This window comes from Pseudotabrizicola sp. (assembly GCF_030656345.1).
Taxonomy (GTDB): Bacteria; Pseudomonadota; Alphaproteobacteria; order Rhodobacterales; family Rhodobacteraceae; genus Pseudotabrizicola.
The window spans coordinates 34,282-46,255 of the sequence record NZ_JAUSNR010000030.1; the positions used below are offsets into that span (position 1 = coordinate 34,282).

The 11,974-nt window shown below is 63.2% G+C and carries 12 protein-coding genes, 1 tRNA gene and 1 other annotated feature; of the genes, 4 read left to right on the plus strand and 9 right to left on the minus strand.

Annotated features, from left to right (window positions below; genetic code table 11):
- The first annotated feature begins 277 nt into the window (after nucleotides 1-277).
- A complete protein-coding gene (gene secG, locus Q7J44_RS17630; protein ID WP_304882153.1) occupies nucleotides 278-637 on the plus strand; it encodes a preprotein translocase subunit SecG in 360 nt (119 codons plus the stop codon).
- Nucleotides 638-810: 173 nt separating this feature from the next.
- The gene (locus Q7J44_RS17635; RefSeq protein WP_304882154.1) at nucleotides 811-2,454 is read left to right on the plus strand and encodes a CTP synthase; all 1,644 of its coding nucleotides are present in this window, start codon (nucleotides 811-813) and stop codon (nucleotides 2,452-2,454) included.
- A gap of 140 nt (nucleotides 2,455-2,594) precedes the next feature.
- Here Q7J44_RS17635 and arsJ read toward each other — a convergent pair whose 3' ends face one another.
- The 8 genes from arsJ to Q7J44_RS17675 form a co-directional block, all read right to left on the minus strand.
- Entirely contained in the window at nucleotides 2,595-3,782 is a 1,188-nt protein-coding gene (gene arsJ / locus Q7J44_RS17640; RefSeq protein WP_370693035.1) for an organoarsenical effux MFS transporter ArsJ, read from the minus strand.
- 244 nt (nucleotides 3,783-4,026) lie between these two features.
- A complete protein-coding gene (locus tag Q7J44_RS17645) occupies nucleotides 4,027-5,034 on the minus strand; it encodes an ArsJ-associated glyceraldehyde-3-phosphate dehydrogenase (protein ID WP_304882158.1) in 1,008 nt (335 codons plus the stop codon).
- A gap of 5 nt (nucleotides 5,035-5,039) precedes the next feature.
- On the minus strand, nucleotides 5,040-5,888 hold the full coding sequence (locus Q7J44_RS17650; protein ID WP_304882160.1) for a helix-turn-helix domain-containing protein: 849 nt from the start codon (nucleotides 5,886-5,888) through the stop codon (nucleotides 5,040-5,042).
- Nucleotides 5,889-6,035: 147 nt separating this feature from the next.
- Nucleotides 6,036-6,890: a universal stress protein gene (locus Q7J44_RS17655; RefSeq protein WP_304882161.1), complete on the minus strand. Its 855-nt coding sequence runs from the start codon at nucleotides 6,888-6,890 to the stop codon at nucleotides 6,036-6,038.
- A 10-nt stretch (nucleotides 6,891-6,900) separates the two neighbouring features.
- A complete protein-coding gene (locus tag Q7J44_RS17660) occupies nucleotides 6,901-8,391 on the minus strand; it encodes a SulP family inorganic anion transporter (protein ID WP_304882163.1) in 1,491 nt (496 codons plus the stop codon).
- Nucleotides 8,392-8,460: 69 nt separating this feature from the next.
- Nucleotides 8,461-8,518: a sequence feature (sul1 is cis-regulatory element that is thought to sense ions involved in sulfur or methionine metabolism; They are found in Alphaproteobacteria), on the minus strand.
- 138 nt (nucleotides 8,519-8,656) lie between these two features.
- A complete protein-coding gene (locus Q7J44_RS17665) occupies nucleotides 8,657-9,130 on the minus strand; it encodes a DUF2948 family protein (RefSeq protein WP_304882165.1) in 474 nt (157 codons plus the stop codon).
- Nucleotides 9,127-10,401, minus strand: a complete 1,275-nt coding sequence (gene murA / locus Q7J44_RS17670; RefSeq protein ID WP_304882166.1) for a UDP-N-acetylglucosamine 1-carboxyvinyltransferase — start codon at nucleotides 10,399-10,401, stop codon at nucleotides 9,127-9,129. The genes Q7J44_RS17665 and murA overlap by 4 nt, the downstream gene beginning before the upstream one ends.
- 155 nt (nucleotides 10,402-10,556) lie before the next feature.
- A complete protein-coding gene (locus Q7J44_RS17675; protein WP_304882168.1) occupies nucleotides 10,557-10,820 on the minus strand; it encodes a hypothetical protein in 264 nt (87 codons plus the stop codon).
- A 124-nt stretch (nucleotides 10,821-10,944) separates the two neighbouring features.
- On the opposite strand from Q7J44_RS17675, the gene Q7J44_RS17680 reads away from it, so the two are divergent.
- A tRNA-Thr gene (locus tag Q7J44_RS17680) sits at nucleotides 10,945-11,019 on the plus strand.
- A gap of 92 nt (nucleotides 11,020-11,111) precedes the next feature.
- The gene (locus tag Q7J44_RS17685) at nucleotides 11,112-11,876 is read left to right on the plus strand and encodes a DUF6538 domain-containing protein (RefSeq protein ID WP_304882170.1); all 765 of its coding nucleotides are present in this window, start codon (nucleotides 11,112-11,114) and stop codon (nucleotides 11,874-11,876) included.
- Here the strand turns inward: Q7J44_RS17685 and Q7J44_RS23335 are convergent.
- The coding region (locus Q7J44_RS23335) for an IS3 family transposase (RefSeq protein WP_370692967.1) at nucleotides 11,873-11,974 on the minus strand (102 nt) is incomplete at its 5' end. The genes Q7J44_RS17685 and Q7J44_RS23335 overlap by 4 nt on opposite strands.

An 11,974-nucleotide genomic window follows, 5' to 3' on the forward strand; every position in this document is an offset into this window, starting at 1 on the left:
GCAGGGAAACAGGAAAAGGCCAAGTCGCACAAAGCCCGCGCACTTTCCTGCCCTGCCGCACCAGCGTCACCCGGGCTGGGGGGCCAGCCCCCCGCGCGTGCCGCGCGCCCCCCGGAGTATTTTTGCCAAGATGAAATCAGAAAAAAACCGGGCGTCATTCATCTTGACCCAAATACTCCCGCCGGAGGCGTTCCGCAGTTGCACCCGTGCCAGCCGTGTAGGGGTTGCGCGCCGCCCCCCATCAGCCTAGATAGGCGCGTCAGCTTCGGGAACGCCCATGGAAAACGTTATTCTTGCCATCCACCTTGTCCTCGCCCTCCTTCTGGTCGGCGTGGTGCTGTTGCAAAGGTCCGAAGGTGGCGGCCTTGGCATGGGTGGCGGCGGTGGCGGTGCGATGTCGGGCCGCGCGGCGGCGACCGCGCTTGGCAAGGTGACGTGGATTCTCGCCATCCTGTTCATCTGCACCTCGATCACGCTGACCATTCTGGCCGCGCAAAAGGCCGGGTCGAATTCGGTGGTGGACCAGATCGGCGCGCCGTCGGTGGCCCCTGTGGTTCCGGCACAGCCCTCGGGCAGCGACCTGCTGCCGCCCGCGCCCACCAACGCGCCGCTGGCTCCGCCACGCGCTGACAACTGAACGCAACCATTTACCGACACTAATTGTTGTCGCGGCCCCTCTTTTCAAAACAGCATCTAGCGGTGCTGTTGCAAAGGACTGTTGCCTAGGGTAAGGCATGGGTCCCGTGGTGCTGCGATTCCCACCCATCGAATCGCGCCAAAAGAACTTGGTCGAAAACACGGGGGCCGCACATGGCACGCTACATCTTCATCACTGGCGGCGTTGTGTCATCGCTTGGCAAAGGTCTGGCCTCGGCCGCGCTTGGGGCGCTGTTGCAGGCCCGGGGCTATACGGTCCGCCTGCGCAAACTTGATCCCTATCTCAACGTCGATCCCGGCACGATGTCGCCGTTTGAACATGGCGAGGTGTTTGTCACCGATGACGGTGCCGAAACCGATCTGGACCTTGGGCACTATGAGCGGTTTACCGGCGTGCATGCGCGGATGACCGACTCCATTTCCTCGGGCCGGATCTATTCCAATGTGCTGGAGAAAGAACGGCGCGGCGATTATCTGGGCAAGACCATTCAGGTGATTCCGCATGTCACCAATGAGATCAAGGATTTCCTGCGCATCGGCGCGGATGAGGTTGATTTCATGCTGTGCGAAATTGGCGGCACGGTCGGCGACATCGAGGGCCTGCCGTTCTTTGAAGCCATCCGCCAGTTCATCCACGAACGCCCGCGCGGCCAGTCGATCCTGATGCACCTGACCTTGCTGCCCTATCTTGCGGCAAGCGGCGAGCTGAAGACCAAGCCCACCCAGCACTCGGTCAAGGAGTTGCAAAGCATTGGTCTCGCCCCGGATGTGCTGGTCTGCCGGTCGGAACATCCGATCCCGGACAAGGAACGTGAAAAGATCGCGCTGTTCTGCAACGTGCGCAAGGACCACGTGATCCCGGCCTATGATCTGAAAACGATTTATGAGGCTCCGCTTGCCTATCACCGCGCCGGCCTCGATCAGGCGGTGCTGGATGCCTTTGGCATCTCGCCCGCGCCCAAGCCGAACCTGACGCGGTGGGAAGACGTGATGGACCGGCTGAACGGTGCCGAGGGCACTGTGCGGGTGGCGATCGTGGGCAAGTACACCCAGCTGGAAGACGCCTACAAATCCATCGCCGAGGCGTTGACCCATGGCGGCATGGCCAACCGGACGCGGGTGAAGGCCGAATGGATTGACGCCGAGATCTTCGAGACCGAAGACCCCGCCCCCTATCTGCAGGATTATCACGCCATTCTGGTGCCCGGCGGCTTTGGCGAGCGCGGGACCGAAGGCAAGATCAAGGCCGCACAATTCGCGCGGGAACGGAAGATCCCCTATCTGGGCATCTGCCTTGGCATGCAGATGGCGGTCATTGAATCGGCGCGCAATCTGGCTGGCCTGCCCAATGCAGGGTCGGAGGAGTTTGACCATGAGGCCGGGAAGAAGCGCTTTACCCCGGTGGTCTATCATCTGAAGGAATGGGTGCAGGGCAATCACACGGTGCGGCGCAAGCACGGGGATGACAAGGGCGGCACCATGCGGCTCGGGGCCTATACCGCCAACCTCAAGGTCGGCTCACGCGTGGCCGGGGTCTATGGCGGCACAGTGATCGAGGAGCGGCACCGCCACCGCTATGAGGTCGACATCCAGTACCGTGAGCAGCTGGAGGCCTGCGGGCTGGTGTTTTCAGGCATGTCCCCCGATGGGAAACTGCCCGAGATTGTCGAGGTCAAGGATCACCCGTGGTTCATCGGCGTCCAGTTCCACCCCGAGCTGAAATCCAAACCCTTCGCCCCCCACCCGCTGTTCGCCGACTTCGTCCGCGCCGCGAAAGAGGTAGAGCGGCTGGTGTGACCCTGCGGGGGGAACCTTGAGTTTCCCCCTGTGTTGCAGAGTGTGATTTCCATTGAAATCAACAAGTTGGATTTTTTGATTTGTCCAAGTTTTAAAGCCCCGCCTGACAATGCCGCCCCTTTGCCCGCAGGCCTTCCCGTTCAGACCGTTCTGAGCCTGCGGGCGGCGATCCAGCTGGCGAGGGCCATCGCCCCGGCGGTGGCGAGGCAGGCTGGCAGGCCGCCGAGTTGGTAGCTGAGGCCGGACAGCAGGGTGCCGGTCAGGCGTCCGGCGGCGTTGGCCATGTAGTAAAAGCCGACATCGCGGGTGATCCGCTCGGTCGCGCCGAAGGCGAGGATCAGGTAGGAGTGGACCGACGAATTCACCGCGAAGACGAAGCCGAATAGCAACAGCCCGGCAATCAGGGTGGCGGTGAGCCAGGGGGCAGGCTCGCCCGCCACAAAGGCCAGAACGGCGAGGGCGAAGGGAATCGGGACCAGCAGGCCGGACCAGAAAACCGCCTTTTGCGTGATCTGCGCCTCGGACTGTGTCTTGCCACCCAGGAGGCGCGGGGCGAAGGCCTGCACCGCACCATAGGCGATGATCCACAGCGCCATGAAGGAGCCGACGAGGAAAAACGCCTCGCGCCGACCCTCGGCTGTGCCATCGGAGAGCACCGCCTGAAAATAGATCGGGATGCCGACGACGAACCAGACATCGCGGGCACCGAACAGGAACAGGCGGGCAAGGCTGAGGCGATTGACGCGGGCGTCTTTCGACCGCCAGCCGCCCCAACCGTCCGCCGCTTTCATCCGGCCCGGCAGACCGGCGGGCAGGAACAGGACCACGGCGATGAGGATGACGGCAAGCACCGCCGCCATCCCCCAGACCGCCGCCTGAAACCCGGCAAGCGCCAGAAGCGCCGCCCCGATGAAGAACCCCAGCCCCTTGACCGCGTTCTTGGACCCGGTCAGGGCGGCGACCCACCGGAACAACCCGCCATCGGCGCTGGGGGCCAGCAGTTTGACGGCGGATTTCGACGACATCTTGGCCAGATCCTTGGCCACCCCCGACACCCCCTGCACCGCCATGACAAAGACGACCGAGGCGGGGATCGACCACGCGGGGTCAAGCTGCGCCAGTGCCACGAGTGCTGCGATCTGCAAGGCCAGCCCGGCATAGAGCGTGGCCGCCAGCCCAAAGCGCGCGGCAAGCCAGCCGGCGGCAAGGTTGGTGACAATGCCCGCCAGTTCATACAGCAAAAACAGCCAGGCGAGCTGCACCGGGGAGAAGCCAAGGGCGTTGAAGTGCAAGAGCACCAGCATGCGCAAGGCGCCATCCGACAGCATGAAGGCCCAGTAGGCCGCCGTGACGGAGGCATAGGCGCGCAGGGGGTTTATGGGTGGCACGTGCGGTTCCTTGGGCTGGTGTCGGACCGGGGCTCTGCCCCCAGCTCAATGGTTTCTCGAACCAGTGGCGAAAACATTGAGCTACCCGGGATATTTATGAACAGATGAATGAGGGCGGCAGTGCAGAGGGTGGTTCTTTTGGCTGGTGTCGGACCCGGGATAATTGTGGACGGAAAATGGGCGGTCAGAGCGAGGCGGCGACCATGCGGGTGATATCGGCGAGGCGGCAGGCGTAGCCCCATTCGTTGTCGTACCAGGCGTAGACTTTGACCTGGGTGCCGCCCGTCACCATTGTCGATTGCGCGTCGATGATGGCGGATCGCGGGTCGTTGGTGAAGTCGGAGGAGACCAGCGGGCGGGACTCGTACCCGAGGATGCCTCTGAGCGGGCCATCGGCGGCGGCTTTGAACAGGGCGTTGACCTCTGTCGCGGTGGTGGGGCGCTCGACCTCGAACACGCAATCGGTAAGCGAGGCGTTCAGGAGCGGCACGCGGATGGCGTGGCCGTTCAGGCGGCCTTTGAGCTCGGGGTAGATCAGGGTGATCGCGGTGGCCGAGCCGGTGGTGGTGGGGATCAGGTTCAGCAGGGCCGAGCGGGCGCGGCGCATGTCTTTTGCCGGGCGGTCGACGATCGTTTGCGTGTTGGTCACGTCATGAATGGTGGTGATGGAGCCGTGTCTGATGCCAAGGGAGTCGTGGATGACCTGGACCACTGGTGCCAGGCAGTTGGTGGTGCAGGAGGCGGCGGTGATCAGGGTTTGCGAGCCGTCGTAAAGCTGGTGGTTGACGCCGTATACGAGGTTCAGCGCGCCGCCGTCCTTGACCGGGGCAGAGACCACCACCTTTTTCACCCCCGCATCGTAGTAGGGCGCGATCTTGGCGGCGGTCTTGAAGATGCCGGTGCAGTCGATCACCAGGTCAACGCCCATGTCAGCCAGCGGCAGGGCTTGAACCGTTTTCTCATGGGTCAGGCGGATGCGCTGGCCGTCAAGCACCAGCGCATCAGCTTCGTGGCTGACAGGGGTGCGCCAGCGGCCGTGGACGGAGTCGAATTCCATCAGCAGCGCGTGTTGTTCTGCATCCCCGACGGGATCGTTGATCAGCACGATGTCGCCGCCTGCCCCCGTGTCGATCAGGTCGCGCAGGGCAAGTTTGCCGATCCGGCCAAGGCCGTTGAGGGCGATACGGGGCATGGGGATCAGCCTTTCGGTTCGGTCTGGGCGTCGGCGTCAATGGCGTCGACGCTGGATTGCAGGGCGAGGCGGCTGAGCTGGTCGAAGGGCAGCTCGACAAAGGTTGCGATGCGGCGGCGCAGGGCGCCATAGGTCTGGGCGAAGACGAGGGCCTTTTCAGCCTCGGTCCCTGTCGCCTTGACCGGATCGGGCAGGCCCCAGTGGCCGGTGATGGGCTGGCCGGGCCAGGGCGGGCATTCCTCGGCGGCGGCGGTGTCGCAGACGGTGAAGACGAAGTTCATCTCGACCGCGCCGGGCTGCTGGAATTCGCTGATGTGTTTCGAACGCAGGGCCGAAATGTCGTGGCCGTTGCGCTGCAGCACGTCGAGGGCATAGGGGTTCAATTCGGTATTCGGGCGGGTGCCGGCGGAAAACGCCTGAAACTTGCCGCGGCCCAGATCGCGCAGGATCGCTTCGGCGAAGATCGAGCGGGCGGAGTTGCCCGAGCAGATGAAGAGTACGTTGAAATCGCTGTTCTGCGGGGTCATGATATCCTCATGCGCTGGATGAAGGGAGGCGAGCAGATCGGGGCGGGCGCGGCCGACATCGAGCGCGAGGTAGCCGATCAGGCCCTCGGCGGTCTCAAGATCGACGGCGTAGAACAGCGACCGGCCCTGCCGTTCAACCTGCGCGAGGCCCGAGGCGGTGAGGTCGGCCAGATGATGCGACAGGGTGTTGGGGCGCAGGTCGAGGGCCTGCGCAATCTCGGTCGGGCGCACACCGCGCGGCGCAAAGCGTATGAGAAGCCGGAACACGGCGAGGCGTCCGGGATGGCCGAGGGTGGCGAAGGCGTGGGCGGCGCGATTTGATTCCATTATTCGGGAATAATGGAATTCTACGCGCCGGTCGAGTGAAGGTTTGGTGACAGGCAGCGCCGGGCCATCTGGCGGCGGGCAAAAAAAGACCATTGGCGGGGCCAATGGTCTTTGGTCTTGCAGCGCCGGGCCTGTGGCCGCCGGGGGTTATCGCACCAGAACGACCGGCACCTTGCACGAACGCAGCATTTCGGTGGTGGTCGAGCCGATGACAAGGCTGCGGATGCGCGAATGGCCGTAAGCACCCATCACCAGCATATCGAAACCTTCGGCCTCGACCAGCTTGCCAAGGGCGGTTTCGGGCTGGCCTTCGACGATGGTGGTGCTTGCCTCAAGCCCGGCGGCGCGCAGCATGGCATGGGCGTTTTCCAGCCCCTTTTTCACCTCTGCCGACGGGGTGCCGACGGTGGCCACCGTCACCTGCAGCCCGGCAAACAGCGCAGAGCGGGCGATGTGATCGATCGCTTTCATCGCCGAGGTGCCGCCGTCATAGGCCACCAGCACCTTTTGCACGGGCCGGAACGCGCGCGAGGCCACGAAGACCGGCTTGTGACTGGCGCGCACGATGCGTTCGAGGTTGGACCCGAGGTGGCCGCGTGCGAAATCCGCCGCCTCGCCGCGTTTGCCGATCAGGATCAGGCTGGCATCTTTTTCCACCTCTGCCACGGTTTCCACGATATCGCCGTGGCGCAGGCGGGTGGTGATCTCGGACACACCAGCGCGGGTCAGGATGGCGTGGGCATCTTCCAGGATCGCCCTGCCCCGGTGTGCCACCAGTCTGGACCGCTGGGCATCCAGTTCGGCCAGTTCCTCCATCAGCGCGGTCCGGGCACCGAGTTTGATGGCACCGGACAGATCCTGTTTGTCGACCCCCTCACGGCGGCCCAGAACGTGCAGCAATTCGACAGCGGCCCCGGTGCGGCCTGCGATCCATGCGGCGTGGTCGCAGACCGATGCCGAATAGGTCGAGCCGTCAACCAGTGCGATGAGTTTGAGTGTCATATCCGCCCCCTTAATGTGCCATCAGCTTATCCATCGCGCCCGGCTTGTCATGGATGGCAAGCTTGTCAACGATGGTTTCTGATGCTTCGTTCATGCCGATGATCTCGACCTCGGCCCCGTCACGGCGGAATTTCAGCACCGCCATGTCCAGCGCCTGCACCGAAGAGATGTCCCAGATATGGGCGTTGGTCACATCAATGATCACCCGGTCGAGCGCTTCCTTGAAGTCGAAGGCGTTCATGAAATCCTCGACCGAAGCATAGAACATCTGGCCTTCGACAGTGTAGGTGCGCGTGCGGCCATCGGGGGTGATGCTGGTGGTGATGCGGAACAGTTGCGAGATCTTGCCGGCAAAGAAGATGCCCGACAGCAGCACGCCCAGCAGCACACCAATGGCAAGGTTATGGGTGTAGACCACGGCCACCACGGTCGCCAGCATCACGATGGAGGATGATTTCGGATGGGTTCTCAGCGCCTTGATCGACGACCATGAAAAGGTGCCGATGCTGACCATGATCATGATGGCGACCAGTGCGGCCATCGGGATCTGGCTGACCCAGTCGCCCAAGCCGACGCAGAAGATCAACAGGAAAACCCCGGCGGCAAAGCAGGACAACCGCCCGCGCCCGCCGGATTTGACGTTGATGATCGACTGGCCGATCATCGCACAGCCTGCCATGCCGCCGATAAAGCCGGTGGCGGTGTTGGCGATGCCTTGGCCCACACATTCCTGATTGCGGTCCGATTTGGTGTCGGTCAGATCATCGACGATGTTCTGCGTCATCAGGCTTTCGAGCAGGCCGACGATGGCGACGGCCAGAGCGTAAGGAAAGATGATCTGCAGGGTTTGCAGCGTCAGCGGGATGTCGGGGATCAGGAACACCGGCAGGGTGTCGGGCAACTCGCCCATATCGCCCACAGTGCGCACATCCCAGCCAAAGAACAGCGCCAGCGTGGTCAGCACGACGATGGTGACCAGCGGCGAGGGGATCGCCTTGGTGATGTAGGGAAACAGGTAGATGATGGCCAGCCCGGCCGCGACCAGCGCATAGGTCAGCCAGGTGACGCGCGTCGGGTCCAGTTCGGGCAGTTGCGCCATGAAGATCAGGATGGCCAGCGCGTTGACAAAGCCGGTCATCACCGATTTCGACACATAGCGCATCACAAATCCCAGTTTCAGCAGGCCCATGCCGATTTGCAGCAACCCGGCCAGCACGGTGGCGGCCAGCAGGTATTCCAACCCGTGATCGCGCACCAGCGTGACCATCAGCACTGCGGTCGCGGCGGTGGCGGCAGAGATCATGCCGGGGCGGCCACCGACAAAGGCGATCAGGACGGCGATGGAAAAGCTGGCGTAAAGCCCAACCTTGGGGTCAACGCCGGCGATGATGGAAAAGGCAATCGCCTCGGGGATCAGGGCAAGGGCCACCACAAGGCCCGACAGCAGGTCGGCGCGGACGTTGCCGAACCACTGATCGCGGTATGCATCCAGAGAAATCATAGGTGTTTTGTTTCCGTTCCAGATCTGTGCGGCCCCGGTCACAAGGAGCAATCGTCACGGTCTGTAAGACGTGGTCCGGCGGATCGGCGGCCGGAAGAGCCAGCCGGGAATTGCACCCGGCTCCATGTTCGCTGGGATTGCCTTAGCGACTATCCGCCGGTTTGCCAACCCGCCGAACGGCGATGGCAGGGATGGCCCGGCAGATGAGACAGGTTTTCTGCCGTGCCTGCCCGCAAAGTGGGCACAAGGCAACCGTGGGCGCTGTTCAGCCGTGATCGGGCATCTGGCGCGAGGGGGCGATATAAGGGCGGGTCACATCATCCAGCCGCAGGTTCACCGCCTCGACCTCAATCGCGATGGCCCCGTCGCCCGCGAGCGTCAGGGTCAGCGTGCCCATGCCATCGACACCCGGGGCAAAGTCCAGCGTCAGCAGGGACAGCACGGTTTGCGTATCGCTGCGGTCGATGCCCGAGCTGCGCAGGCGCAGCACATCTTCCACCACCAGCAGGCTGCGCACCCGCTCATACGGGCGATTTGCAGCTTCCGCCGCCGCGCGGTCTTCCCAGCGGAAGCGGTTAAGCAAAAGGGCAAAGCGCCGGGCCTTTGCATCAAAGCGCATTTCGGTGATCGGGAACACCGCATCCTGCAGCAGCGCCGCCATCACCGGCAGATCGGCGGCTTCCGCCGCGATGAGGCGCAGCGGGGCTTCATCACCGTCTTCATAGCGGGCGTCCGTCATGGCCGGTCACTGATCCGTTCGATTTTTGCGCCACAGGCCGACAGCTTTTCCTCGACCCGTTCATAGCCGCGATCCAGATGGTAGACCCGGCTGACCACGGTTTCCCCTTCTGCCGCCAGACCGGCGAGGATCAGGCTCACGCTCGCCCGCAGATCGGTGGCCATCACCGGTGCCCCGCGCAGTTTTTCGACCCCGGTCACGGTAGCGGTGCCGCCGTGCACGTCGATCTTTGCCCCCATGCGCATCAGTTCCGGGGCGTGCATGAAGCGGTTCTCGAAGATCTTTTCTTCCAGCACAGAGGTGCCCTCGGCGGTGCACAAAAGCGCCATCATCTGCGCCTGCAGATCGGTTGGGAAACCGGGGAAAGGTTCGGTGGTGACATTCACCGCCTGCACCCGGCCATTCTTGCGGCTGACCTTCAACCCGCGCGCCGTTTCCGTGACCGACACCCCGGCCTGATCGAGCTTTTCGGCAAAAGCGCCCACCAGTTCCAGCGTGCCGCCCAGACATTCGATTTCGCCGCCGCAAATGGCAGGAACCAGCATATAGGTGCCAAGCTCGATCCGGTCTGTCACCACCGGATGCGTGGCCCCGCCCAGACGATCAACGCCCTGAATGGTGAGGGTGCTGGTGCCCTCGCCCTCAATCTGCGCGCCCATCTTGCGCAGGCAGCGCGCCAGATCGACAATCTCGGGCTCGCGCGCGGCGTTTTTCAGCACCGTGGTGCCCTTGGCCAGCGTGGCCGCCAGCAGCGCGTTTTCGGTGGCCCCGACCGAGACGAAGGGGAATTCGAACACCGCCCCACGCAGCCGCCCGCCGGTGGCCTTGGCATGGACATAGCCGTCGCGCAGGTCGAGCTGTGCCCCCATCGCCTCCAGCACCTGCAAATGCAGGTCCACGGGGCGGGCCCCGATCGCGCAACCGCCGGGCAAGGACACGATGGCATGACCATCCCGTGCCAGCATCGGCCCCAGCACCAGAATCGACGCCCGCATCTTGCGCACGATGTCATAATCGGCGGTGTGGTTTGATATCGCATGGCTGGACATCGCCAGCACCTGCCCGCTTTGCAGGCTCGCCACCTCGGCCCCCAGCGATTCCAACAGCTGCGTCATGGTGCGAATGTCGGACAGGCGCGGCGCATTGGTCAGCGTCAGCGGTTCCTCCGACAGCAAAGTGGCCGGCATCAGCGTCAGACACGCGTTCTTGGCCCCCGCAATCGGGATCACCCCGTTGAGCGCGCCATTGCCCTTGACCAGAATCGAATCCATGCTCTGCCCTACTTTCTGTCGGTTCCGGAGCTGCTGTCCGGTATTTTGTGTGTGCCGGACGATGTGTCCGGCGGATATTTCGTGCCCGACACTGCGTCAGGTTACCTGACAAAGCGTCAGGTTATATGTCCGTCCGCGGGCCTGCGCCCTGCGGGTCATCTGCCCCGGGTGCCGGAGCGCGTCGGGTCTTCTGCCTCAGGCAAGGCATCCGGCCCTGCCCGGGCAGCCGGTTCCGCCCCGGTATCCGGGACTGTCCCGGTATCCGCGTCAGCCGCCAGCGCCCCGGCCCCGCGCTGCTTGGCCTGCGCCTTGCGCCGCGCCATATTCGCCTTGAGCGCCGCCTTGAGCCGCGCCTCACGCAGCTCTGCCCCACGCAAAGGCGTTGTGCCGGTCCCGGTTCTGGCATTTTTCTCTGTCATCGCAGCCGCTATAGCGCAGGCGGAAGACTTGGTCCAGAGAAGCCCAGAAAAGGGGCTTGCACCCTTCCGCGTTTGCGTCTAATCACCCGCCACGCACCAACCAAACCCGTTGGAAAGCGCCGATGCTGTGGTAGCTCAGTGGTAGAGCACACCCTTGGTAAGGGTGAGGTCGAGAGTTCAATCCTCTCTCACAGCACCATCTTTTTCCCTTTCAGGACAAGAAGATAGTCGCTATCAAGGGGTTAGATTGACTTCGGTTCTACACCGAGGTTCTACACCATGGTCTTACAGATGGCGCGTCCGCAAAAGAATCCGAAGTCCGGCGTCTACTACTTCCGCCAGAAAACACCCATCGATCTGGTGGCTGTTTTTGGACGCAAAGAAGTGAGCCGGTCGCTGGGCACAAAAGACCCGGAAGAAGCGAAGGTCCGCAACATCGAAGCCGTCCGCAAGCAAGGCATGACGTGGGCGGCGCTGCGGAAACGCCCGGAACCCCTGCCCCATCAGCAGATCGTTGCACTGTCTGGAATCATCTACCGCGACCACATGGCAGCGATGGAACTGGAACCCGGCGAACCCGGAATATGGATCGAGACGCTTGCCCTGCTGGATCGCCTTGCCGCTGATCCGTCCGCACAGGAACGCTCGTACGCACCGACAATCGACAACCTGCTTCTCGAACATGGCCTTGTGACCGACGAGGCGAGCCGCAAGCGGCTTGTACAGGAGGCCGATAGGGCATTTCGTCAAGTCACCGAACAGCAGTTGAAGCGGGCAGAGGGTGACTACGCCCCGGACCCCAAGGCCAACCGATTTCCGCCTGTCGCAACGGTGGACACCAAGCCAAAGGAGAAGTCGGAGGCCCTGACGATCCGCGCCATGTTCAAACTCTGGGAACGCGACCACCTGGCAAATGGCAAGTCGCCGGGAACAGTTGGTGATTTCCGCCATAAGATCGAGTCGCTGATTGAGTACCTTGATCACGACGATGCCCAGCGTGTCACCGCTGAGAACTGGTCTTGTCACGTATTTGTGCCGCTCCCAGTCCTCGTTTAGGCCACTTGACGTTCGAAGGCCAAGGGGCTTTTGCCTCCCAATGCTGAGTGCCGACGGCGCGGGTTATAGAAGCCGTTGATGTATTGGAAGATGGCGGT

Excerpts from the sequence above, each read along its gene's own strand:
- secG (WP_304882153.1), top strand. The coding sequence starts at position 278 with ATGGAAAACGTTATTCTTGCCATCCACCTTGTCCTCGCCCTCCTTCTG.
- Q7J44_RS17635 (WP_304882154.1), top strand. The coding sequence starts at position 811 with ATGGCACGCTACATCTTCATCACTGGCGGCGTTGTGTCATCGCTTGGC.
- arsJ (WP_370693035.1), bottom strand. The coding sequence starts at position 3,782 with ATGCTGTCGGATGGCGCCTTGCGCATGCTGGTGCTCTTGCACTTCAAC.
- Q7J44_RS17645 (WP_304882158.1), bottom strand. The coding sequence starts at position 5,034 with ATGCCCCGTATCGCCCTCAACGGCCTTGGCCGGATCGGCAAACTTGCC.
- Q7J44_RS17650 (WP_304882160.1), bottom strand. The coding sequence starts at position 5,888 with ATGGAATCAAATCGCGCCGCCCACGCCTTCGCCACCCTCGGCCATCCC.
- Q7J44_RS17655 (WP_304882161.1), bottom strand. The coding sequence starts at position 6,890 with ATGACACTCAAACTCATCGCACTGGTTGACGGCTCGACCTATTCGGCA.
- Q7J44_RS17660 (WP_304882163.1), bottom strand. The coding sequence starts at position 8,391 with ATGATTTCTCTGGATGCATACCGCGATCAGTGGTTCGGCAACGTCCGC.
- Q7J44_RS17665 (WP_304882165.1), bottom strand. The coding sequence starts at position 9,130 with ATGACGGACGCCCGCTATGAAGACGGTGATGAAGCCCCGCTGCGCCTC.
- murA (WP_304882166.1), bottom strand. The coding sequence starts at position 10,401 with ATGGATTCGATTCTGGTCAAGGGCAATGGCGCGCTCAACGGGGTGATC.
- Q7J44_RS17675 (WP_304882168.1), bottom strand. The coding sequence starts at position 10,820 with ATGACAGAGAAAAATGCCAGAACCGGGACCGGCACAACGCCTTTGCGT.
- Q7J44_RS17685 (WP_304882170.1), top strand. The coding sequence starts at position 11,112 with ATGGCGCGTCCGCAAAAGAATCCGAAGTCCGGCGTCTACTACTTCCGC.